The 23,288-nt window shown below is 53.3% G+C and carries 24 protein-coding genes, 1 tRNA gene and 1 pseudogene; 10 read left to right on the top strand and 16 right to left on the bottom strand.

Annotated features, from left to right (window positions below; genetic code table 11):
- Window positions 1–22: 22 nt before the first annotated feature.
- The gene (locus ACYVHB_RS20580; RefSeq protein ID WP_461053672.1) at window positions 23–2,290 is read right to left on the bottom strand and encodes a RelA/SpoT family protein; all 2,268 of its coding nucleotides are present in this window, start codon (window positions 2,288–2,290) and stop codon (window positions 23–25) included.
- Between the two features lie 198 nt (window positions 2,291–2,488).
- Between ACYVHB_RS20580 and ACYVHB_RS20585 the strand changes: the two genes are divergently transcribed.
- The 4 genes from ACYVHB_RS20585 to ACYVHB_RS20600 all read left to right on the top strand — a co-directional run bounded on the left by ACYVHB_RS20585 (window position 2,489) and on the right by ACYVHB_RS20600 (window position 5,342).
- A tRNA-Leu gene (locus ACYVHB_RS20585) sits at window positions 2,489–2,570 on the top strand.
- A gap of 111 nt (window positions 2,571–2,681) precedes the next feature.
- Complete coding sequence (tig, locus tag ACYVHB_RS20590) at window positions 2,682–4,079, top strand: trigger factor (RefSeq protein ID WP_461053673.1); 1,398 nt, start codon at window positions 2,682–2,684, stop codon at window positions 4,077–4,079.
- Window positions 4,080–4,182: 103 nt separating this feature from the next.
- The gene (locus ACYVHB_RS20595; RefSeq protein WP_461053674.1) at window positions 4,183–4,752 is read left to right on the top strand and encodes a hypothetical protein; all 570 of its coding nucleotides are present in this window, start codon (window positions 4,183–4,185) and stop codon (window positions 4,750–4,752) included.
- A gap of 53 nt (window positions 4,753–4,805) precedes the next feature.
- Window positions 4,806–5,342: a GNAT family N-acetyltransferase gene (locus ACYVHB_RS20600; RefSeq protein WP_461053675.1), complete on the top strand. Its 537-nt coding sequence runs from the start codon at window positions 4,806–4,808 to the stop codon at window positions 5,340–5,342.
- A 120-nt stretch (window positions 5,343–5,462) separates the two neighbouring features.
- On the opposite strand, the gene ACYVHB_RS20605 is transcribed toward ACYVHB_RS20600, so the two are convergent.
- The 6 genes from ACYVHB_RS20605 to mltG form a co-directional block, all read right to left on the bottom strand.
- On the bottom strand, window positions 5,463–6,497 hold the full coding sequence (locus tag ACYVHB_RS20605; protein ID WP_461053676.1) for a hypothetical protein: 1,035 nt from the start codon (window positions 6,495–6,497) through the stop codon (window positions 5,463–5,465).
- Window positions 6,498–6,601: 104 nt separating this feature from the next.
- Window positions 6,602–7,222, bottom strand: a complete 621-nt coding sequence (locus ACYVHB_RS20610) for an L-threonylcarbamoyladenylate synthase (protein ID WP_461053677.1) — start codon at window positions 7,220–7,222, stop codon at window positions 6,602–6,604.
- Window positions 7,223–7,311: 89 nt separating this feature from the next.
- Entirely contained in the window at window positions 7,312–8,364 is a 1,053-nt protein-coding gene (locus ACYVHB_RS20615) for a glycosyltransferase (RefSeq protein ID WP_461053678.1), read from the bottom strand.
- Window positions 8,365–8,614: 250 nt separating this feature from the next.
- Entirely contained in the window at window positions 8,615–9,568 is a 954-nt protein-coding gene (locus ACYVHB_RS20620) for a YihY/virulence factor BrkB family protein (RefSeq protein WP_461053679.1), read from the bottom strand.
- A 108-nt stretch (window positions 9,569–9,676) separates the two neighbouring features.
- Entirely contained in the window at window positions 9,677–10,087 is a 411-nt protein-coding gene (locus ACYVHB_RS20625; protein WP_461053680.1) for an acyl-CoA thioesterase, read from the bottom strand.
- Window positions 10,088–10,089: 2 nt separating this feature from the next.
- A complete protein-coding gene (gene mltG / locus ACYVHB_RS20630; protein ID WP_461053681.1) occupies window positions 10,090–11,127 on the bottom strand; it encodes an endolytic transglycosylase MltG in 1,038 nt (345 codons plus the stop codon).
- 206 nt (window positions 11,128–11,333) lie between these two features.
- Here mltG and ACYVHB_RS20635 point away from each other — a divergent pair, with 206 nt between their 5' ends.
- The 4 genes and pseudogenes from ACYVHB_RS20635 to ACYVHB_RS20650 all read left to right on the top strand — a co-directional run.
- Window positions 11,334–12,554 carry an MFS transporter gene (locus ACYVHB_RS20635; RefSeq protein WP_461053682.1) on the top strand — a complete coding sequence of 407 codons (1,221 nt, stop codon included), beginning with the start codon at window positions 11,334–11,336 and terminating at the stop codon, window positions 12,552–12,554.
- Between the two features lie 87 nt (window positions 12,555–12,641).
- On the top strand, window positions 12,642–13,052 hold the full coding sequence (locus ACYVHB_RS20640) for a hypothetical protein (RefSeq protein ID WP_461053683.1): 411 nt from the start codon (window positions 12,642–12,644) through the stop codon (window positions 13,050–13,052).
- 1 nt (window position 13,053) lies between these two features.
- Window positions 13,054–13,272 carry a hypothetical protein gene (locus tag ACYVHB_RS20645; protein ID WP_461053684.1) on the top strand — a complete coding sequence of 73 codons (219 nt, stop codon included), beginning with the start codon at window positions 13,054–13,056 and terminating at the stop codon, window positions 13,270–13,272.
- A gap of 23 nt (window positions 13,273–13,295) precedes the next feature.
- Window positions 13,296–13,421, top strand: a pseudogene (locus ACYVHB_RS20650) (type II toxin-antitoxin system PemK/MazF family toxin); the annotation flags it as partial.
- A 75-nt stretch (window positions 13,422–13,496) separates the two neighbouring features.
- Here the strand turns inward: ACYVHB_RS20650 and hslU are convergent.
- The 9 genes from hslU to ACYVHB_RS20695 all read right to left on the bottom strand — a co-directional run bounded on the left by hslU (window position 13,497) and on the right by ACYVHB_RS20695 (window position 21,041).
- Complete coding sequence (hslU, locus tag ACYVHB_RS20655; protein WP_461053685.1) at window positions 13,497–14,894, bottom strand: ATP-dependent protease ATPase subunit HslU; 1,398 nt, start codon at window positions 14,892–14,894, stop codon at window positions 13,497–13,499.
- Between the two features lie 162 nt (window positions 14,895–15,056).
- Window positions 15,057–15,617, bottom strand: a complete 561-nt coding sequence (locus tag ACYVHB_RS20660) for a Uma2 family endonuclease (protein WP_461053686.1) — start codon at window positions 15,615–15,617, stop codon at window positions 15,057–15,059.
- Window positions 15,618–15,687: 70 nt separating this feature from the next.
- Window positions 15,688–16,224, bottom strand: coding sequence for a KdsC family phosphatase (locus ACYVHB_RS20665; protein WP_461053687.1), 537 nt, complete (start codon window positions 16,222–16,224; stop codon window positions 15,688–15,690).
- A 117-nt stretch (window positions 16,225–16,341) separates the two neighbouring features.
- The gene (porQ, locus tag ACYVHB_RS20670; RefSeq protein ID WP_461053688.1) at window positions 16,342–17,373 is read right to left on the bottom strand and encodes a type IX secretion system protein PorQ; all 1,032 of its coding nucleotides are present in this window, start codon (window positions 17,371–17,373) and stop codon (window positions 16,342–16,344) included.
- Between the two features lie 44 nt (window positions 17,374–17,417).
- On the bottom strand, window positions 17,418–18,143 hold the full coding sequence (locus ACYVHB_RS20675) for a hypothetical protein (RefSeq protein WP_461053689.1): 726 nt from the start codon (window positions 18,141–18,143) through the stop codon (window positions 17,418–17,420).
- 35 nt (window positions 18,144–18,178) lie between these two features.
- Window positions 18,179–18,916 carry a hypothetical protein gene (locus ACYVHB_RS20680; RefSeq protein ID WP_461053690.1) on the bottom strand — a complete coding sequence of 246 codons (738 nt, stop codon included), beginning with the start codon at window positions 18,914–18,916 and terminating at the stop codon, window positions 18,179–18,181.
- Between the two features lie 10 nt (window positions 18,917–18,926).
- Window positions 18,927–19,715 carry a hypothetical protein gene (locus ACYVHB_RS20685; protein ID WP_461053691.1) on the bottom strand — a complete coding sequence of 263 codons (789 nt, stop codon included), beginning with the start codon at window positions 19,713–19,715 and terminating at the stop codon, window positions 18,927–18,929.
- Window positions 19,712–20,461, bottom strand: coding sequence for an LVIVD repeat-containing protein (locus tag ACYVHB_RS20690; protein ID WP_461053692.1), 750 nt, complete (start codon window positions 20,459–20,461; stop codon window positions 19,712–19,714). Before ACYVHB_RS20690 ends, ACYVHB_RS20685 begins: the two co-directional genes overlap by 4 nt.
- Before the next feature lie 31 nt (window positions 20,462–20,492).
- Window positions 20,493–21,041: a hypothetical protein gene (locus ACYVHB_RS20695; protein ID WP_461053693.1), complete on the bottom strand. Its 549-nt coding sequence runs from the start codon at window positions 21,039–21,041 to the stop codon at window positions 20,493–20,495.
- Window positions 21,042–21,150: 109 nt separating this feature from the next.
- Between ACYVHB_RS20695 and ACYVHB_RS20700 the strand changes: the two genes are divergently transcribed.
- Both ACYVHB_RS20700 and ACYVHB_RS20705 read left to right on the top strand, forming a co-directional pair.
- Complete coding sequence (locus ACYVHB_RS20700; protein WP_461053694.1) at window positions 21,151–22,737, top strand: acyl-CoA carboxylase subunit beta; 1,587 nt, start codon at window positions 21,151–21,153, stop codon at window positions 22,735–22,737.
- Between the two features lie 3 nt (window positions 22,738–22,740).
- A complete protein-coding gene (locus ACYVHB_RS20705; RefSeq protein WP_461053695.1) occupies window positions 22,741–23,277 on the top strand; it encodes a nucleotidyl transferase AbiEii/AbiGii toxin family protein in 537 nt (178 codons plus the stop codon).
- The last annotated feature ends 11 nt before the right edge of the window (window positions 23,278–23,288 follow it).

Here is a 23,288-nt window from a genome sequence, read left to right on the forward strand (position 1 = left end):
ATGCGTATCATTCATCGTTCTTTCACGAGTCGAACCGAGTCACGTCGAACACGCCCTGAACGCGATCCAGCTTGTGCATGAGCGTTTCGAGGTGGCCCGTGTCGTGGACGTAGAGCCGGATGTTTCCCTCAAATATACCATCCTTCGAGTCAATCGTGACCGACCGCATGTTGATGTGCAGTTCGTTACTGATGATCCGCGTTACGTCGTTTACTAAGCCCACCCGGTCGGTGCCGGTGATGCGCAGCCCCGCCAGAAACGCCAGTTCTTTCTGGGACGTCCACTTGGCTTTGATAATTCGGTTGCCGTGATTCGACATCAGCTCAACGGCGTTGGGGCAGGTGACGCGATGAATTTTGATGCCGTCGTTAATCGTCACAAAACCGAACACGTCATCGCCCGAAATAGGGTTGCAGCACTTGGAGAGCGTGTAGTCAATTTTGTCCATGTCTTCCCCAATGAGGAGCATGTCGGCGTCGGCCCGCTCACCGTGAATTTTCTTGAGTTCCTTCTCGAACGTCTTTCCGTCAGGAATGGCGTCGATGTTGAGTTTATGGGCGCGGTTCTCCTTGGCTTCTTTGTCAGACTTGAATTTTTTCAGTTCCTGTACGTCGATATGACCCTTGCCAACGCGGTAAAAGAAGTCGTCGGTGGTTTTGGAGCCGAAGTAGGCCCGCACCTGATTAATGACTTCATTGGTCATTTCCATCCGCAACACCCGCAATTTCTTGGCAACCAACTCGCGGCCGTCCGTCACAAACCGTTTGTTGTCTTCTTTTATCAGGTCCTTAATTTTGGTTTTGGCCTTCGACGTCACCACAAACCGCAGCCAGTCTTCGCTGGGTTTTTGCCGGTTCGACGTAATCACCTCCACCTGATCGCCGTTTTGCAGCACATAGCTCAGCGGCACCAGCGTGTTGTTCACCTTGGCGGCCATGCACCGTGCCCCAATTTGGGTGTGAATGTCGAACGCAAAATCGAGGGCCGTCGCCCCGCGCTGCAACACTTTCAAGTCGCCTTTGGGCGTAAATACGAATACCTCTTCGCTGTACAGATTGCTCCGGAAATCATCGACAAACTCGATAGCGGCCTTCTTGTCGCCCTTACCCGCCGACTCAATCATGTCGCGCACCTGACTGATCCACGATTCAATACCCGCGCCGGTCTGGGTGTCGTTGCCCTTGTATTTCCAGTGGGCCGCGTACCCTTTCTCGGCAATTTCGTTCATCCGTTCCGACCGGATCTGCACCTCCACCCACTGCCCCGACTTACTCATAACGGTGGTGTGGAGCGACTCGTAGCCGTTGGTACGGGGGCTGCTGATCCAGTCTTTGAGCCGGTCGGGATTGGGCTTGTAGTGGTCGGTGACGATGGAATAGGCCCGCCAGCAGGCTGCTTTTTCTTCCTCCATCGGCACGTTCAGAATAATGCGAATGGCGAAGAGGTCGTATATTTCCTCGAACGGCTTTTTCGACTTATCCAATTTCGTCCAGATCGAATAAATCGACTTTGGCCGCCCTTTGACGATGAATTGAATGCCCGTTTCGGTTAAATCCTGCTCAATTGGTTCGATAAAGCGGCCAATGAACCGGTCGCGGGAGAGCCGGGTTTCGCGCAGCTTTTTAGCGATGTCGCGGTACGCATCCGGCTCAACGTGCTTAAGGTATAGGTCTTCGAGTTCCGATTTGATAGCGTACAAGCCCAGCCGGTGCGCCAGGGGTGCGTAGATGTAGATCGTCTCGGACGCAATTTTTAGCTGCTTGTCGCGGGGCATCGAATCCAGCGTCCGCATGTTGTGGAGCCGGTCGGCGAGTTTGATCAGGATCACCCGCACGTCGTCCGACAGCGTCAGCAGCATCTTCCGGAAATTCTCGGCCTGCTGCGACGTGCCGTACTCGAAGATACCCGAAATCTTAGTTAGCCCGTCGATAATCTTGGCCACTTTCGGCCCGAACGACCGGTCGATGTCGGCAATGGTGGCGTCTGTATCTTCGACAACGTCGTGGAGCAGTGCGGCCACAATACTGGTGGTGCCGAGACCAATTTCTTCAACGGCGATCTGGGCCACGGCCAACGGGTGATAGATGTATGGTTCGCCCGACCGGCGACGCATGTCTTTGTGGGCTTCAGCCGATGTATTAAACGCTTTTTTTATCAGTTTGGCATCATTGTCTTTTAGCAGCGGTTTAGCCGCCCGCAGCAAACGCCGGTATCGTTTAAGAATCTCCTGGCGCTCAAGTTCTAAGTCAATGACGGGTTCAGCAACCGTCCGGGGTTCAATGGCATTCATCAGGATTGGCGTCTGGGCAGATACTGGCCCGGTTAGGTTGTAGTCGTACTACCAATATAACAAGTAAATGTGAAAAAATCGAGTTGATAACCGGTAAAAATAAAATCACCCAACCAAACTTTGCCGAGTTCATAGTTTATCGTACTTTTGCACCCTGAAAAAGTCTTAAACAGCCTTTGTCTGTTCAAGACAGCACACGCGGGTGTGGCGAAATTGGTAGACGTGCCAGACTTAGGATCTGGTGCCGCAAGGCATGGGGGTTCGAGTCCCTCCACCCGTACAACAGTGAAAGAGTGAAAGAGATAAAGAGTGAAAAGTGAAGCGTTCCCGGACCGTCGCTTTTTCACTCATTCGCTCTTTCGCTCTTTATTCATTTTAAACCGATACAAACGTGGATATTACCTTAGAAAAAGCCAGCGATACCAATGCCTCGCTGAAAATTACGCTCACCCCAGCCGACTACAAGCCTGAGGTTGATAAGAAACTCAAAGATTATGGTCGGAAAGTGCAGTTGAAAGGGTTTCGGCCCGGTCACGTACCCGCTTCGGTCGTCCAGAAAATGTACGGCAAGAGCATCATGGTCGATGAAATCAACGCGATGCTGAGCAAGACTGTCAGTCAGTATATCCGCGAAAATAAATTACAGGTTGTTGGCGATCCCGTTCCCGACCGCGAACTGGCCGGAGCCATCGACTGGGACAACCAAACTGATTTTGCGTTTAGCTATACGCTGGGACTGGCGTCGGAATTTGATATTGACTTTTCCGATCTGCCGAGCGTCACCCAATACGAAATTCAGGCGGGTGAGACCGAGATTGACTCGACCATTGCCGACCTGCGTCAGCGTTTTCACACCCACAGTCACGGCGATGAGGTAGCCGACGGCGATACGATCTACGGCGAACTGAAACAGGTTAATGCACCGCAAGGAGCAACAGGGAAAGGCGAGTCGGCGGACTACGCTTCTGCGGAACCCTTCTCGGCGAAAACCGCCTTTCCAATGAATCAGATGGCCGACGACGCCAAAGCGCAATTCATTGGTGCCAAGAAGGGGGACGTTGTGACGTTTATGCTGGAGCAGGCATTCCCCGATGAAAAAGCCCGCGCAACGGCCACCGGTGTAAAAAGAGAAGAAGCCGCTAACCTGACGGGTGAGTTCACGTTTGAAGTCGATGACATCACGCGCCACGAACCGGCCGAACTGAACCAGGAGTTTTTCGATAAGGTGCTGGGGGCCGGTGCCGTTGAAAACGAAGAACAGCTGCGCGTGAAAGTGGCCGACATTGTGCGGAGCAATTACACCCGCGAAGCCGATCAACTGCTGCGGTTAGACATCGAAAAAACGCTGCTCGACAATACGCCAATCCTGCTGCCCGACGAGTTCCTGAAAAACTGGCTGCTGGAGGTGAACGAAGGTAAGTTCACGCCGGAGCAAATCGAAGAGCAATATGACGACTTCACAAAGTCGGTGAAGCTACAACTCATAAAGAACAAAATTGCTGACAAAGCCGACATTAAAGTTGAGTTTGATGAGGTGCTGGCCTCGACTCGGCAGATGGTGAGCGAACAGTTTGGCTTCGCGGGGGGCGAAAACGAGGAGATGAATCAAACCATCGACCGCATTGCCCGCAACTACCTGATGGACGAGAAAAACAACGGTCAGAACTACAGCAGCACGTATAACCGGGTGTATGACGACAAGGTGATTGGGTACGCCAAAACGCAGTTGACCACCGTCACGCAGGAAATAACCGTTGACGAGTTCAAAGCGCTGGTTGAGAATCGGTAGGGATTGCGTTCCGTATATATTTAAAACAGACCCGTCAATGCTGATGGGTCTGTTTCGTTTCGGTACAAGCAGTTTTACAGCCTTTACTATAACACACTAATATATGGGACTGAAGTTTGGTCACTTAATTTTTGTACTCACTCTGTTTGCAAGTTGTCGTCACGAACCACAACCATTTCAAGCATCACTGGCAGGATATAGCATTCAATTTCCTACCACATCCAAAGAATTGCGAAACAGGTATCCAAATGCTGTAGAGACTCTTTTAATCTTTCTAAAGGATACGACTCAAAATGTGCAAGTTGTCTGGCGGTTTGAAAACTCAATTCGAGATCCACGAAGCCAGCCCTACGGTGTTTCGGTTACGCTGAAAAATAAAGGCCATAAAATGGATTCTATTCGTACGGCGCTGGAGACTCAATATGCTCAGTCCTTCGAGCCACTGACGAGACCACAACACTTAGGCGAATACGAATACCATGAGCAAGATTCGTCGTTGGGAGTCATGCAAATTAACGATGACGTGCAATTGTCTATAAACAGAAGGAAGGTTTGGCCTCAAGGTGGGTATAAGTTTACCAACGATGTGGTTGTCTCAATTTGTTATAATCTTGACGTTACTGAAAGAGAGCGCTTTGCTATGAAGCAAGGTGACATTCGTAATCGTGATTAGGGGAAATTAGGGGAAAATAGCTTTAGAATGCTCAACACGTCGTCAAATCTTATATGATTGTTCTGCAAACTGACCGGCTATCCCTGTGCCAACTGTCAACGTCGGATGCTCCGTTTATTGTTGACCTGCTTAATACGCCTTCCTGGTTAAAATTCATTGGTGATCGGGGAGTAAATACCCTCAGCGATGCCCGCGATTACATCCTCAACGGCCCCGTAGCCAGCTATAATCAATTCGGGTTCGGACTCTACTTAGTCAAGTTGACCGAAAACCATGTACCAATTGGGTTGTGTGGGCTGCTGAAGCGGGAAACATTGGAAGACGTCGACATTGGATTTGCCTTCATGCCTGAATATACCCGGAAGGGGTATGGGTATGAAGCTGCATCGGCCGTCATGACGCACGCTCGGGAGATACTAAAATTAGCGCGTATTGTTGCTATTACTGCTCCTGCCAACCAAAGCTCAATCAACCTGCTCGAACGATTGGGTTTACGGTATGAAGCGACGATCACACTGGCTGGGGCCACCAACGAATCACTCCTATTTGGAATCAATTGGGTTGGCACACTGTCCAAGGTTGCGCGTTAGACTATGTAATTGGCGTGAGCCTTCCGAGCAGAAACATATAACAAGTTAGAACTCTGATGTACAGAATGCAAACAAAAATGGCAACCCTAAAAGGTTGCCATTTTTGTTTGCATTCTGGTATTACTGATACTGAATATACATCGGTTTTGGTTCCAGCGCCAGCACTTCGGCCGGGGTCATGATCCGGGACCCTTTTTTACGGAAGTCGTTGTCGTAGAACAGCTTGAAACCGGTAAACTGCACGGGCTCCTTAACAATGTAATCGTGGTAAGAGTCTTTTTTGAGTACCGGTGGTCCCCAGCCGTCCATGTCCATCACGATCTGGACGTTGGGATCGAGTTTAATGTTTTTGTAATTTTTTATCATGCCCTGCGTGAAGCGGTGAACGACCAGCACCTTCGGCGGCAGGTTATTCTCCTTCACCACGCGGCTCAGAAACCGCACCGCCTGGTTGATGTCGGCGGCATCGTAGGAACCAATTTTAGTGCCGGGTTTAGCGCCCGTCACCATCGAAAATTCCGGGTCGATACCGAGGTGAACAAACGGCAGTTTCAGGTATTTCTCCATGTATTCCATTTCGGGACCGAGGGGGGCGTGACCCCGCTGAATGTCGAGGAAAACGAGCGATTTGTGTTCGTTGCCCCACCGCAGTACTTTCTTGATCGTCTTGTCCGACATCCGCATCCGGTAGCCGCCATCTTTACCAGGAGCGCCCTGCGCCGACGTTGCTACCAAGTGCAGCGCGGGCTGAATGGGCGTGGCGGGGTCGGCAGCCTGCCAGTTTTTGATTTCCTCATCCAGCCGACGCAGCATCTCGCTTTTTTCGTACTTACCGAGGATGCCCATTTTTTTGGAATGCGGATTGCCGTAATACGCGAAAATTCGGTATTTGGGCAGCAGGGCGCCCGTGGGAGGAGCGTAGGTCAGCGAGTCGAGGGTAGAGTCGCCGGTGGACACTGCCCTGCTGGAGCCTAAGCGGGTTGAAGCAGCATCGGGCGCGTCGGACGTATCTGGGGTAGTGGCGGGTGTGCTGGCCGACGCGTCGGCGGTGACCTTGTCGGCCCGCGTCGAATCTTCCTGTTTTGATTGAGTACTTGAACAGCCGGTGAGTTGGCTAAACGCCAACAGGGATAAAGCGGCCAATGAAAAACGCATAGTGTATAAGCTGAGTTAAGGGACAATGCACAAAAATAGGGTTAAACTCCAGTACGAAGGAGTGTTAACCCTACGGTGCAAGTATAGCCAGTTACGCTAACTTTTCAAAGCGTTAATTCGCCCAGCCCCTGCCGAATGATGGAGAAGTCGTCGTCGGTGGCGTCGACGATGGTGGAGGCTACGTTGCCGCCGTAACCGCCGTCGATGACAACGTCGACCTGGTGCTGGAACTTCTCGAAGATCAGTTCGGGGTCGGTTGAGTACTCAATCACTTCGTCCTCGTCGCGGATGGAGGTAGTGATAATGGGGTTGCCAAGTGCCTGCACAATCTGCCGGGGAATGGCGTGATCGGGTACGCGGATACCTACCGTCTTTTTGTTGGTATTCAGCAGTTTCGGTACGTTTCCCGTTGCTTCGAGAATGAATGTGTACGGCCCCGGCAACACCCGCTTCATTAGCTTGAACGCCTGATTGCCAACCTTGGCGTAGTCGGCAATGTGGCTCAGGTCATAGCAGATAAACGAAAAATCGTTTTTGACGGGTTTAATTCCCTTAATGCGGGCGACACGCTCCACGGCCCGGGCGTTGTGAATATCGCACCCCATGCCGTAGACCGTGTCAGTTGGATAAATGATGACGGCCCCGTTGCGGAGTGCCCGCACAATGTGCTCAACCCGGCGCGGATCAGGATTTTGTGGGTAGAGTTTAAGGAATTCGGCTGGCATGAAAATGTAGTTCTGAGTTCGTAGTTTTTGGGTTTATGAGTTTGTGGTTGGTTGCCGCGTCCAGAATCATCCGGCAGCCAACCACAAACTCATAAACCACAAACCGCCTGAACTAATTGCACCGACTGGTGGCGAACGCGGGTGTAGTTGAGGTACTGCCGATAGAGTCGATTCACGGGTGGCTGCAAACGGCTTAGCTGTAGAATCAGGCTCGTTGGCCAGCCGGGCCGTTCTATCTGCCGGAGCAACTGCCCGAACTGTAGCGCCAGCCTGAACTGTTCGGTGTAGAACGCCTTGCGGATAAAGGTACGGATGCGCTGGGCCAATGCACCGTATTCGGCGGTGGTGCGGCAACGGTCAAATGCTTTCTGGCACACGACCAGCGTTGAGGGCAATAACTGGTTGCCCGGCAGCGAAACCCGGGCCGAAAGCGAGTCAGGCAGCTTACGTTTGAGCGTCAGCACTTCGTCTACGTAGCCGTAATGATACAACCGTGCCGACCGCACCCAGAAATCGAAGTCCTCGTAGCTCAGCGTTTCGTCGTAGCCACCCAGTTCATTGAGCACATCCCGGCGCATCATCATGGTTGGGGTGCAGATAAAATAGGATTCCAGCACTGGCCGGAACACATTGCCCGATGGTACTTTAACGAGGGCACGGCCGTTGGCATCGACGGGGTAATGAAGGCCCGTTCTACACCCCTGTTCATCAATGTAGGCCGCGTTGGAAAACACGACAGCGTAGGGGCCCGACAGGCGCTCGAAGAGGTCGGCCTGCCGGGCAATTCGGTCCGGCAGCAGCACATCGTCGGCCGACAAATCGATGACGTAGCGCCCGCCCGCCAGAGCCAGCCCTTGATTAAACGCCCGGTTCAAACCCAGATTGGCCTTATTTTTGAGGAAGCGCACGGCCGGGTTCCGCTCAGCGAACCGGTCAATCCGCTCAACGGAGCGATCTGCACTGCCATTGTCAACAACAATCAGCTCTACATTTGGGTATGTTTGGCCGGCAACTGACCAAAGGGCTTCTTCTACGTAGTTTTCATGGTTGTAACTCACGCAGATAACGGTAACCCACGGTTTCATCTGGTCGAGGTACAGGCCCATGGGGAGCGGATTGGATTGGCCAGTAACGGAGTTCATATAAATTTTAGCTCAGAACGTACCTGATATATTCTTTTTGAAAAAGAATGGTTACGTTCGTGCCCTCAAAGTAAGGTCTTTATGATTACTGATAACTATAGTTTTGAGTGAACGGAAACAAGAGTAACATCATCAATTTCAATGATACCTGATTGGCACGATTTTTAATCTATTTCACCCGTATCGGTCCTTCCCGCCATATAGTTGGCGGTTCCGCTACATTTATGGGTTAGATTTCGCAAACGTCACTTCACGTGTTTGAGGTGACGTTTGTTGTTTTCTGCTCTACATCGGGATTTTTTTCGCCTTCGAGGTTGAACAGCGCTACATTCATCTCGAAACCCAGAATGAGCAGCAGCGCAATCAGGTTGATCCAGATCATCAGGGCGATGAGTGTGCCAATGGACCCGTAGACTTTATTGTACGAACCAAAGTTGGACACGTAGTAGGAGAAGGCCAGCGTTGTCAGCACGATCAGGACAGACGCCGTAACCGAACCCGGCGTTACAAAGGTCCACTTCATGTTCACGTCCGGCCCGAACCGGTAAATGATGGAAACCGCAGCTACAAAAACGGCGAACACCACTAAATAACGGGCCAGCGCCAGCAAGTACACGAAAATAACGTTGTTCAGGATGCCGAACTTGAGCAGGTAGTCGCTCACGACGCCCCCCACAATCAGGCCCAGAATGGCCAGCACCAGCGCAATAGCCAGCGTAAACGTTAACCCAACGGCCACACCCCGAATCTTAAAGAAGCCCCGGCTATCCTCGGACCGGTGCGACGAATTAAACGCGTTCATCAGCGCCACCAGGCCGCTCGTGGCCGAAAAAAGCGCCAGTAAAAAACCGAATGACAATACGCCCCCGCGCTGCCGGGTGATGATGTCCTGGATGGTTGTTTTGACCGAGCTAAAAGTGTCACCGGGCAACGCATTCCCCAAAAAACCCATGATCCGCTCCTGAAGGTTGTCGATGGGGATGTACGGAATGAGCGTGAATAGGAAAATAACGGTTGGGAAAACGGCCAGAATCAGGCTGTATGATACCGAAGCGGCCCGCTCACTGGTGTCATTTTCCGTGATCTTATTCGTCATCTTCTTCAAAAACTCGTACCAGGTCGTTTTGGATTTGAACGGGTGATGATCTCTCAGCCAGATGCGCGCTCCCTGCAGCGCGTTCAAACTCATCAATTTGTCGAACATAGCGGTTGTGTCGGTCAGTGAGTTGGTCAGTGAGTTGGTCAGTGAGTTGGTCAGTCAGAGCAAGATTCCTGCTGACTGACCAACTCACTGACTGCCTTCTCTAACCCCTCACTTAAAGAAAGGTTTGGCGGCTTCAACCAAATCATTAGGTGCCGTGCAGGGACGGCCCGTGTCGGTTCGCACGAAGACCAGCGTCGTTTGGCCGGTGTTGAGGAGTTGCCCGTCCTGGTTGAAGATTTCGTAGGAAAACATGAAACGGGTTTTGGGTAAATGCGGAATCGTGACCCGAATGGTCAGCAGGTCGTCGTATTTGGCGGGCCTGATAAAGCGCGAGTTAAGGTCATAGACTGGCATCGAGATACCGCGCTCCTCCAGATCTTTGTAGTTTATGCCCAGATGCCGTATCGCTTCAACGCGGCCAATCTCATAAAAACGGGCGTAGTTACCGTAGTAAACAATACCCATCTGGTCGGTATCGTAGTAGCGCACCCGTATGTCAGTGACGTCGTAAATTAGCATTATTACTTCATGATTTTCATCCGGGTCAGCGCCTGCTGATACAGGCGGGCGTTGGCCAGGTGCTCCGACAGGTTTTTGGAGAATGTATGGTAGCCGTTGAAGCGGGCATCGACCACAAAAAACAGGTAGTCGTGCTGCTCGGCGTTCAGCACGGCGTCGATGGTGGCGGGGGCGGGGAGGTTGATCGGTCCCGGTGGTAAACCCGCGTATCGATAGGTGTTGTAGGGAGAATCGACGGCCAATTGACGCGTCAGCAGCCGCCGGATGCCAAAGTCGCGCAGGGCAAAGATCACCGTTGGGTCGGCTTCGAGTTTAATACCCCGTTTCAACCGGTTCAGGTACACGCCCGCCACGCGGGGTTGCTCGTCGCGCTTGTTGGTTTCGGCTGCTACGATGGACGCCAGCACCTGGGTCTGGGTTTGGCTCAGGCCGAGCGCTTTGGCTTTGGCCTGCCGGTTGGGCGTCCAGAACTTCTTGTATTCGCTGCCCATGCGGTCCAGCAGGGCGTCGGGTTTGATGGTCCAGAAAAACTCGTAGGTATTAGGCAGAAACAGGCAGACGATAGTGGTGGTGTCGAAGCCGTACTTTTGGCAGACGGCCGGGTCGTTGAGCAGTGGGCCGAGGGCTTCAGGGCCAAATTCAAACTTGCTGCCGAGCCGCTGAATCAAATCACTTTTCTGCCGCATACTGTTAAACGTGACGGGCATAGCATCCTGGTCGCCACTGCGGAGTTTGACCAAGGCCGCCCGGTTGCCCATGCGCGGGGTGATCTCGTAGCGGCCTTCTTTCACCAGGTCCGGGTACTTCATCAGCTTGGCCAGAAACCGGAACGACATTTCATCGTTGAGCACGTCGTGTTTTTGAAGCGTGTCCATCACCGACTCGAACGTGGCCCCGCGCGGAATGAGCAGCGCAAACGTCTTGTCATTTTCCCGCGTCTGAAGATTGGGACTCCGGTAGATTTGCCAGAAATAAAAGGTAAACGTCGTCAGCAGAATGGATACGGTGAGGAAGATGCCAATTTTGATGTTGCGCGACATAATACGGAGGAATGAGTAATAGTAAATGAATAATGGGGCGGAACCGCGACTCGATGGTTAGGTGCACCGGCCGCATTATTCGTTTACCATTATTCATTAGTTTGTTCAGTATGCCGCAAAATTACGTCAAAACCAGTCCCGTGATAAGATTGGTCCTCTTTTCGCTAAATGCGTTGTAATTTTGCGCTGAACCAACCCTACTTGTTTTGGTCGTTCGCTCTCTGTTCACCCGTCGGGTTGCCGACTCCCCCTCGCTTTACACGCTCTCGTTCTGGTTACTGAGTGTCAGTAACTTCCTGTTCTGTGCCAGTTTTTCGATGATGATTCCTGAACTGCCCGACTACCTCACGCAGTTGGGTGGCCGGGAGTATGTCGGGTTGATTATCGCGCTGTTTACGCTCACGGCGGGCCTTTCGCGGCCGTTTAGCGGTAAAATCACGGATACCGTGGGGCGGGTGCCGGTGATGGCGTTTGGTTCATTAGTGTGTTTTCTCTGCGGATTTCTGTACCCGTATCTGCTTACGGTCTGGGGCTTTTTGCTGCTGCGGCTCATCCACGGTTTCTCCACCGGCACCAAACCCACCGCCACGGCCGCTTACGTTGCCGACGTAGTGCCTGCCAACCGCCGGGGCGAAGCCATGGGGATGCTGGGCTTATTTACGGCAATGGGCATGTCGCTTGGCCCGGCCATTGGCAGTTGGTTAGCCCACGACTATTCCATGAACGTCATGTTCTGGACCTCATCGGTTTTTGCGCTGCTGTCCATCGGAATCCTGATGCGAATGCCCGAAACGCTGGTCCATACGCAGCCGTTTCGGTTTAGTCTGTTGCGGTTGAAGAAAGACGAACTATTCGACAAACAGGCGCTGCCGCCTTTTATCGTGCTTTTGTTGCAATCGTTCTCGTCGGGGGTGGTGCTCACGGTCATTTCGTCACTGAGCGAGTCGCTGGCGATTAACAACAAAGGCTTATTTTTTACGGTCTACACCGTTGCTTCCCTACTTGTTCGGGTGGTTTTCAGCCGAAGCTCTGACCGCTACGGACGCCTGCCCGTGCTGTTTGTTTCGACGGTGGTACTGGCGCTGGCGATGGGTTTGCTGGTTATCACCAATACACCGGCGCTGTTTTGGACGGCGGCCGTTTGCTTTGGCCTGTCGTGGGGCATGAACTCGCCAACCGTAACGGCCTGGACGGCCGACCTCGCCGACGAAGCTACCCGTGGCCGGGCCATGGCTACTATGTACATTGCGCTCGAAGCCGGTATTGGACTGGGGGCGCTGGTATCGGGCTGGCTGCTGAATCACCTCGTCGGCCCTGCGGGCTTAACGGCCTCGTTTGGACTGTCGGTGGTGCTGGCGCTGGTGGCGACGGGGTATCTGGGCTGGCTCTGGCACAAAAGCCGGGTGCAGCCGGTGGGTCAGGTGTGAGGTTTTGGGTGTTTTGGTGTTTAAGTTTATAGGTGTATCAACGTATGGATCACTTAAAAACCTACAAACCCAAAAACACCAAACCGCATGAACGACATCGAACCCCGCATCCAGCCGCTGGTCGACGCCCTGAACGCAACGGGTATCGTTCAGACGTTTTCGAGCTGCGAAGGCCATTTTGACGCGTCTGAACAAACAATTGTTGACCGTAATCTGGCTTACGTACGATTTGTGTCTGCTGAGGGCGTTTCGGTCGGGCAGACAGAAACCTTGATTAGTTACGTGCTGACGCGCTTCAAAGCGAGACACGGCCTGGTTCCAATAAACCTGACCGGCTACAAATTGTACACTCCTCTCGACGAAAGCACCGAGGAAACGTTCGTACTTGAACTGCGTCCCTTCAACCGCTTCGACTTGCCCGACCGCAAGCGGGCCGATACCGACCGGGCGGTGACGCAAGCAGTGACTCTACTTAATTTATTTGTATCTTCACTGTAGGATGACGTTAGAACTTCATATCCCCGATGAGTTGGCGGCTACGCTGACACGCCTTGTTCCCGACGCCGAATCATTTGCTTTGGAGGCTTTGCAAACCAGGTTGAAAGAAATTGAATCGGATGAACGGTTAGCTGAAGAATACTGCTTTGCCGCGAAGGAAAATGAGTCAGTTACTCGCGACTTTGCCGCAGTAGATGCCGAACACTGGGATGACTATTAAACGGCGGTGTTACAAAAGACTCAAAAGTGAAGCCTGATCAGATCCGCACCATAGACAAGAGTCGTCTCATAAAACTGTACGGGACCTTGCCGGATACGTACGTGCAACAACTTAATAAAGCCCTCAAACTGCACCTTGCGTTAAACTGAGAGCGCACTAATTCGATCAAAAACTTTGAAATAGCCTGATTGCTTTATAATCATAAAGCAATCAGGCTAAAATTGTCACAAAATAAACTGGCTCAGATCCCGGTTTTTAACCAGTTCATTTAATTTCTCGCTGACTAATTCTTTGGTTATAACAACCTGCTCATTAGCCCCGATCACGTCGGGAATGTCGAACATGAAGTCGTTCATGAGGTGGCTCAGCACCGTTTGCAGCCGACGGGCGCCAATGTTTTCGACCTCGCCGTTCACCTCAAACGCAATCCGGGCGAGTTCACGCAGGGCGTCATCCTCGAAGGTCAGGCCAACGTCTTCAGCGGCTAACATCGCCACATACTGCTTGGTCAGCGCGTTTCGGGGTTCTTTCAGAATGTGATAAAAATCGTCCTCCGACAGGCTTTGCAATTCAACCCGAATTGGAAAACGGCCCTGTAATTCGGGAATCAGGTCACTGGGTTTGGCTACGTGGAAAGCCCCGGCCGCGATGAACAATATGTGGTCGGTGTGGATGACGCCGTATTTGGTATTCACCGCGCTACCTTCCACAATTGGCAGCAAATCGCGCTGCACACCCTCGCGGCTAACGTCTGGGCCACCCCCGCCACTGCCCGACCGGGCGGAGGCTACCTTGTCGATTTCGTCGATGAATATGATACCGGCATCCTCCGCTTTACGAATGGCTTCTTCCTTCACTTCGTCCATGTCGATGAGTTTGGCGGCTTCTTCTTCGAGCAGAATCGTGCGGGCTTCGGCGATGGTCACTTTGCGTTTCTTGCCGCGCTTGGGCATCATGCCGCCAATCATCTCCTGAATATTCATCATCGACAGGTCATCGACCGAGCCGCCCATGATGCCGATGTTGGGCGTCTGACTCTGCTGCACGTCGATGTCGATTTTACGGTCGTCCATTTCGCCGGAGCGGATTTTCTCGCGGAAGCGTTCGCGGGTGCGTTCGTTTAATTCAGCGTCGGAATCGGGTTTGGCATTTTCATCAAATCCCATTGTCTGTTGCTGCCCGTTGGTGGACTTGACAGGTGGGATCAGAATATCTAAAATGGCGTCTTCCACGAGTTGCTGCGCCCGCACCTGCACGGCTTCTTTTTTGGCGGCCCGGACCATATTAACGGACTGCTCAACCAGGTCGCGCACCATACTCTCCACATCGCGGCCGACGTAGCCGACTTCGGTGAACTTGGAGGCTTCAACTTTAATAAAGGGCGCATCGGCGATTTTGGCGAGCCGCCGGGCTATTTCCGTTTTGCCGACGCCCGTGGCGCCAATCATCAGAATGTTGTTGGGCGTTATTTCACGCTGCATGTCGGCGGTGCTGTTCATGCGACGCCAGCGGTTGCGGAGGGCGATGGCCACGTTGCGTTTGGCGTCGTTCTGGCCGATGATATACTGGTCCAATTCGGCAACGATCTGCCGGGGGGTAAGGTCTTTAAGTGATTGGGTCATTGAACTGCGGAGACGGGTAGTATGCTCTTCTGGTAAAGAAACACCGGAAACGGGAAAATGTGCGATGGGGCCGGGGAAACTGGGAATTATAATCATCCAGATATGTATAATCCAGTAGGTAATAGCGAGTGAAACCCAGCCATTCCTGATAATGATGGTCAATTAAAACACCCCTTCATACACATCACTTAACTGCAACGTAATGCCCAGCGCAACTACCTCAAAGGAGTCAGTGAGACTGGTATAGAATGTGTATTCCCATTTGGATCCCGTGCGCTGATAAACTTCAACCAATGGTTCGGCTTGGGAAATAATCAGATAACACTGCATTGACGGCATGGATGAATACTCAATCAATTTATCGTGCGTATCGGTTTTTAATGAATTTTCTGAAGTGACTTCGGCCGTTAAAACCGCTTGATAAACCATGTGCGAGTCAGCCATACCAGTCGATGAGCGAACCATTACGTCGGGATAACGGTATTTTTCGGCCGCTTTGGTAAGTAGCTTAACATCCTGGATATACACTTTGTACGGCTGACCACGAAGCAAACTCTTCAGCATAGCAAGCAGGTTGCCCGCAATTTCATTGGCAACCAAGGATTCTCCCGCTATCTCAATTAAGTATCCGTCTATAAATTCGTGCTTGACCCCAGAGTTTTTTTCCAGTTCGAGGTATTCATCAACCGTATAAATGCGCTTATCTGATTGTTCCGCGATCATACCTTGTGTCACGTTGTTAATTGAGTGAAAGTACGCCTTTCGCTTAGCAAATCAAAACGGCTTCACCCCGTTATCCGGTCGGTTCAGCGTCCTTACCAACGTACTGGTACACCAGCTTAGCCTCAATAATGAGTTCGGCCAGTTCGCGCAGGCAACCCTGTCCACCGGCTGTCTCGCAGCAGTAATCAACCACCGCTTTGTTCTGGCGCGTGGCATCGGCGGGGCAGGCCGACAAACCGACCGCCTGCAAAATGGCAATATCGTTGACGTCGTCGCCAATGAAGGCCACCTCCGATGCATCCAAGCCCGTGCGGTTCAGTATCCCAGCCAACAGCGACAGCTTATCGCTCGCTCCAAGGTGCAGTTCGGTGATCTTCAGCTTCGCAGCCCGCGTCACGACCGATGGCGAAGTTTCGCCCGTAACGATGCCCGTTTCTACGCCGACTAATTCGCGCAGCCGCACCACGCCCATGCCATCCCGAATGTTGAAGCGCTTGAAAATCTCGCCCGATTCACCGTAGTACACGCCCGCGTCGGTTAGAACGCCATCGCAGTCGGTGAGCACAAGTTTAATGCGGGCGGCTTTGGTTTGAAGGGTTGGGGTCATGAGTTGCAGTTTGTGGTTTGTGAGTTTGTGGTTTGATAGTTTGTGGTTTGTAGTTGGCTGACCGCACCGGCGGACCGGCGTCCAGCTTACGCGCGTCAGCCAACTACAAACCACAAACTATTTCAACAGTCTATCAAGATCAATGCGTAAGGAAAGTTGACTGGTGCCCGCCGTGGGAACGGATGAGAAACGGCCGTAGGTAAGTTGAAAACCCCGCGCCTGCACGGATGCACCGAAGGATACGCCCCCAATGCCACCCGTTGTCAGCTTGCCTTCCTGCCGTTTTTGATGATTGTAGCCAACCAATAAATGTACGTTACGGCTGATGAGCAGTTCAGCCCCCACGCTCAGGTGTCGCGCTACTTTCTCGGCTACGCTTACCGACTCAGGGATGGGATTGCCGTTCAGGTCATAGCGGACGTTCAGGGTTGGGTCATTATAGGTGATGTCGAAGCGTTGCAGGTGGTGGGCCGTCAGTGTCAGGCGGATGGGGGCGTAGCGGGGCTTGAGCGTGACACCCGCCTGTAAATCGAACGGCAAGTTAACCTCGTCGGTCGGACCGTAATTCATGAATAGATAACCAACGTTTTTCGCGACCAATCCAAACGTCAGTTCCTGCTTTGGATGACGCCAGATACCACCAAAATCGGCTAATACGCCAAATGCCGAGTACGTTTCGATGGCTGACCCAACGGCTTTGATAGTGGCACCGAGCGTAAAATTGCCTTCAGTGCGGGCGTGGGTTAGGCTCAGGGCGTAGTCGTTGGCGGTGAAGGTGCCGAGGGCGTTACCGGCCGGATCGGTTAGTTCAAACTGTCCGTAGGTCAGGTATTGTAAGCCAGCCGCCCACATGCCACGTGATTTCACCGGTAAACTGTAGTGCAGTGTGTAGTATTTCGCAGCCGCCAGATACGGCATTAAGCTGATTGCCAGTTGATTGTCGGGCAGTGAATCGGCCAGCGCGGGGTTGTTCAGAAAGTAGGGGGCATCGGGCCGGGTGGCGGTGGCAACCTGTCCGCCGAGGGCTGCGACGCGGGCGTGGGTGGGCAGATCAAGAAATGAAAAGACGCGCTGCCCGCCGAAGGGCTGAGCGCGGCCGCCCCTCGCTAAACACGTAATCAGGAAAAAAATAAGCAGAGACTGACGCAATTCTATTCAGTAAACGACGATTGCGCAAAGGTCTAAAAACCACGTCACAGCGCAAAACCTACTTTCAGTCCGGCCGTAATGCTGGGCGTTACCTGACTTCCTGTGTCGGTAAACGAGCGGCCAATTCCGCAGCCACAGTCGTACATATTTGCGCCACTATTGCTTCGAACGTCGTTCGTTGACCAACGCGCACCAGCGCCAAGGTAGATGTCGAGCAGCGTCCGCGAAAACACACGCCGTTGGGGATCGTAAAACGCCCACTGCCGTCCAATTTTCAGGTGCGTACCCAGGACATACCGGCTGCTTACCAGACCTAAATACGGCTCGGCTTTGGTGGAAAACAAATCGATTGGCTGAACGGCGCGACCGGCAACATTGATCTGCTTGAACAACCCGTCGATGGCCCAGTAATTACCCAGCGGAAAATTGCTGCGGACCCTAATGCCCTGCCGACGGTTGGTGCGGTAGCGACCACTGTAAAAACGAACTTCGGCCCGACCCCGCCACACTTCGGCGTCGACAAACTCGTTCAGGTCCGAACTGAATAGTGATAAGCCGCGCCAGCCATAACCAATCTCGGCCTGCACGGATGTTCTGACGCCGGTTCGGTACTCCAAACCGGCCTGAATGGTAGCGTCCTGATCCAGCAGCGACAGTGGTGCCAATTTGACGATGGCGCGGGGTGCGCTACGCAACGCAATGGTGGAATCCTGAGCCATCACCGACGAAGCAATGAGGAGGAAGTAAACGAGGTAGATAAGTTGTTTCATGGCTTGTTTTTATTGGTGGTTACGAACGGCCAAGATTAAAGCGCAAACCCTATTTTGAAACCGCCCGACGCGCTTCTCGCCCAGAAATTTCGCCCTGGAACAAAGCGGGTGAACCGTAAGCCTTCCGGCGTGTTACCGTTGGTTGGGATGATTGATGAACCGGCTGTTTGCCGGACGCGAATGTGTCTCGCCCCAACTCCGAGGTACACATCGAAAATGATCCGCGATTCTTTTCTACGCGGATCGAATGCCGCACTGGCGGACCGTCCAAATCCGGTTTGGTAACCCACCTTTACGTGACCGCCGAGCACGGTTCGGTTAACGGTAGCCCTCTCGGTATTCGTCGGACAGGGAGCGACTAAACAAGGAAAAACTGCCGTTTGGGTACGCTCAGCCGAAATTCGTTTTCCCAGAAATTCCCCGGCGACATAAACTCCCGCTGGGTAGGGGACGTCGTCAAAAGAGGCCGTTCTGGGTAGGTAATACCGGCCCTCAGCCCGAATCCGCCCCGTTTGTTTACTCGTAATCCCACCCTCACGCGGTAGGGATCGGGATAGACCGGCCCATCCGTAGCCGCCCTCCAGTTGAATCGTCGTTTGGGCCGCAATGGGAAGCTCAATGGCTCCCTGCACAGTCGCATCAATATCGACCAAAGACAACGGGGCAAATTTGACAACGACGTGGGATGCTCGCCGGACCGAGTCCTGGCCTGACACCGGGGTGATGGCTACGAACGCCCAAAAACAGACCAGCAAAACGGATGAGTGAGTCATACCTGTTTGGTTAAAAAACGTATCCGATCCGAAAGCCGACGGTAGCACTCATTCGCACGGGAATATCGAAAAGGATATCGTCAAAGACGCCACTGCCGCTGGTGAAAAAGTACGAACCGCCGTCTTCGGGTTCGGGTAAGTCGTACTGTTTGACGAGCCGCCGACGAAGGCCCAAACCCAGGTACATATCCAGCACGAACCGACTGTTTCCGTCTGCGTTGAACAGCAGCGCCTGTCGGCCTACTTTCACGTGTGTGGCCCCGACGTACTTGACAACCCGCGACTGAAACCGCTGAAAATATTGGCAGGAGCCATCTTCGCACGCCCGGCCAACGCTGCCGCTTTCGGTGGCGTTGCTTTGCTTATAGAACCCGTCAAACGCTACGTAATTGCCCAATGGTTTGCGGGTAACCGTTCGCCCAACCCGGCCAGGTTGCCACCGACGATGCGACCGAATGCGACGGGTGTAGATGCGCCACTCAACCCGCCCCCGCCAGGTGTCGCGAATCCCGTTGGTTGGTGACGAATTATACGGACGCGACAGACTTAGGGATGATGGACCGTACCCAATTTCGCCCAGCACCGAATAACGGCCCGCCAGCAGCCGTTCAAGCCCAACCTGCACGGTGTTTTCGGGGTCGAGAAAGGCAAGCGGGGCCAAACTGACCACCCAGCGGGGCGGGCGCGTCATGGACTCAACGCGCACCGTATCGGAATAGCGCACAACCGGCTCCTGAGCAACCGCCAGACCCCACCCGCCCGTTAGCGCGGCCAGCAGAAACAGTCGAACGTGGCTCATATCGAAGGCGTAACGACGAGTTTGCTGAGCAGCTTCAGTTGCGTCGGGTCGGCGTAACTGTATTGGTAGATGCCGTCTTTGCCCGTCACGATCAGGAGCTTTTCAGTAGGAATAACGTCGTATGCCCGCACGTCGGTCAGGTGCTGAATCTCGCGCAGGTCGGTGGGTTTGGTGGCATCCATCATCCGTAGGCCATTGTCGCCTTCGGTCACGAACAGCAAATTGCCGTCTATACCTAAACCGTACGGACTGCGCATGGGATAACTGCGCAGCACTTTCGGCGTTCTCAGGTCACGAATATCCAGCACGTCGAGCACGTTGTTGGCGACCGGGTTGCGGCATTCGGTTCCGCTGCGGAGCGTAACGTAGGCGTAATCGCCCTGCACCACCACCGGATCGCAGCTTTGGACGTGGGAATATTGCGATACAAACTTCGGCTGGCCGTTAGCGCCGATCTCGTAGATGAACATACCCGTTTGGGTGCCGATGAACAGGTGATTCTGGTACGGGAAAATGGTTTCTACGCCAATGCCCAACTTGGTCTTATCGCCGGGTTTGGGGTCACTGCTCTGCGTGATGTCGTAGGTTCGCAGGGTAGTACTGCTGACCAAATACAGCGTGTTGCCCGCGATGGTGAAGCGGGCCGTGGAGCCGCCAATGCCCGCGCCGGGCGAAATGCTGTCGCTACTTTTAGAGCAGGCACCGAACAGCGTGACGAGAAATAAAAAGTAGATGGTTGATTTCATGGCGATAGCAGAAAGCTTGATTGGTTAGCGGTCATCGGTAGCACTGAGCGTCTTTCTGGTCGGTTTTTTCCCACCCGACAATCAGGCCTTTGTCCGAATCCGGGCACTCGAAACGGACGTTGCGCATGGGTGGGTAAGCGGTGTAGGGAAACGCGTTTTCGATTCGCTTTACTAACCGCACGTTGCGCGGGTCGGCCACGTTAAGCGCGACCAGATCAACGATGTTGTCGGTGTACAGAATGCTGTCTTTGATGGCTACTTCGCGCACCCCCGGAACGGCCACAAACGAGAGTTTAATCGGATTGGCTGGGTCGTGATTATCGACAATGTGAATGCCCTGCCCCACGTCGTTGATGAACAGAAATCCGTCTTTGACGTAAATTTTACCGGGCGTCCGAATGGGTCGCGGAGCCAGGGTTTCCACCGTTCGGATTTGGTCGTACGAACTGTAAATCGGGCGGTACGTGTCCCACTTATCTGTTGCCGGTTCGGTCGATCTGGATTCGATGCAGCCATCAAGCAGCAGGCAGCCGGCCAGCACGGTAAGCGAAAGCAGGCAGCGGTTCAGGGTAGATTTCATGGCAGATAAAGGAGTTGATGCAACGATGATACAAAAACAATCCGAACCGTTGGAATGCGGATGAATAATTAACTTTGCCATCACACGAACATTGCCCAGACCGCTATTTATGCAAACCGAAACCCGTCCCGGTACCAAACCCGCCGACCTCAACAAACCGACCCCAACCGAACTGCTCGCCCGCAAAAACGCCGAAGCCGAGTTGGGCGGTGGTCAGCAACGCATCGACGCCCAGCACAAAAAAGGCAAACTGACCGCCCGCGAACGCGTTGCGCTGCTACTGGACGAAGGCTCGTTTGAGGAGATCGGTAAGTTTGTGATGCACCGCACTCGCGACTTCGGGATGGACAAGGAACATTACCTCGGCGACGGCGTCGTGACGGGCTACGGCACCATCGACGGGCGGTTAGTGTACGTCTTTGCGCAGGATTTCACGGTCTTTGGTGGGGCACTGTCGGAAACCCACGCTGAAAAAATCTGCAAGCTGATGGATTTGGCCCTGCAAAATGGTGCCCCACTCATCGGCCTGAACGACTCCGGCGGTGCCCGCATTCAGGAAGGTGTCCTATCATTGGCGGGCTACGCCGACATCTTTTACCGCAACACGCGGGCGTCGGGCGTAATTCCGCAACTGTCGGCCGTGATGGGACCGTGTGCGGGCGGGGCGGTCTACAGTCCGGCCATCACTGATTTTGTGTTCATGGTCGAGCACACGAGCTACATGTTCGTGACCGGCCCCAACGTGGTCAAAACGGTGACGCACGAGGAAGTGACGGCTGAGGAACTGGGCGGAGCCAGCACCCACAGCACCAAATCGGGCGTAACGCATTTTGCCTGCGCCAACGAACTCGCCTGCATTCAGGAAATTAAGCAACTGCTCAGTTATATCCCGCAAAACTGCGAAGACGAACCCTTCCAGCTTTCGTACGAGACGCAGGACGAAAGCCGCCCGGCTCTGAACAGCATTATCCCCGACAATCCCAACCAGCCCTACGACATGCGCGAGGTGATTGAGGAGTTGGTCGATGCGGGTACGTTCATGGAGGTTCACAAGAATTTTGCCGAAAACATCGTTGTGGGCTTCGCCCGGATTGGGGGCCGGAGCATTGGCGTGGTCGGCAACCAACCGGCGGTTTTGGCGGGCGTACTGGACATCAACGCCAGCACCAAAGCGGCCCGGTTCGTGCGCTTCTGCGACTGTTTCAACATCCCTCTGCTCGTGCTCGAAGACGTGCCCGGTTTTTTGCCCGGCACCGACCAGGAGTGGAACGGCATCATCACCAACGGGGCCAAGCTGCTGTATGCGTTTTGCGAAGCCACGGTGCCGCGCGTAACGGTCATCACCCGCAAAGCCTACGGTGGCGCCTATGACGTGATGAATTCCAAGCACATCGGGGCCGATCTAAACTACGCCTGGCCGAGCGCCGAAATTGCGGTGATGGGGGCCAGCGGAGCCGCCGAGATCATTTTTAAGCGCGAAATCGCCGACGCCGAAGACCCGCAGGCCAAGTTGCAGGAGAAGGTGCTGGACTACACCGAGAAGTTTGCCAATCCGTACCGGGCGGCCCACCGGGGCTACATCGACGAGGTCATCATGCCCGACCAGACCCGCCACAAGCTCATCCGGGCGTTCACGATGCTGGAAAACAAAGTGGCAACGATGCCGAAGAAAAAGCACGGGAACATTCCGTTGTAGATTGTGGAAGAACTATTGCAGTTCATTTGTGGAGCGTTGGAAGAATGCGGCATTGACTATATGCTGTCGGGCAGCGTGGCGTTAAATGCTTATTCAATCCCCCGGTACACACGTGACATTGACATTGTGATCGAATTACAGGTAGAAAAATTCCCTGAGTTTGCCCAGTTATTCGCCCAACGGGAATGTTACTTTCACTACGAAAGTGCCAAAGAAGAGGTGACAAGGAAGGGAATGTTCAATGTTATTGATTGGAAGTCTGGTATGAAAATAGACTTCATTGTCCGGAAAAACGACGATTTTCAACGAACGGAGTTTGCCCGCAGGCAACGAAAACAGGTACTGCCAGACGTTGTCTGTTGGGTCATATCACCGGAAGACCTGATCATTGCCAAACTCCTATGGATTCAACAATTGTTCAGTCAACAGCAGATTAATGACGTTAGGAATGTGATTCATGATTGCCCGAACCTTGACAAAATGTATGTTAATAATTGGATTAAACGGTTGCAATTGAATGATTTTGGCCTGACTATCTGATGAACGACACT

The organism is Spirosoma arcticum (genome assembly GCF_054779955.1).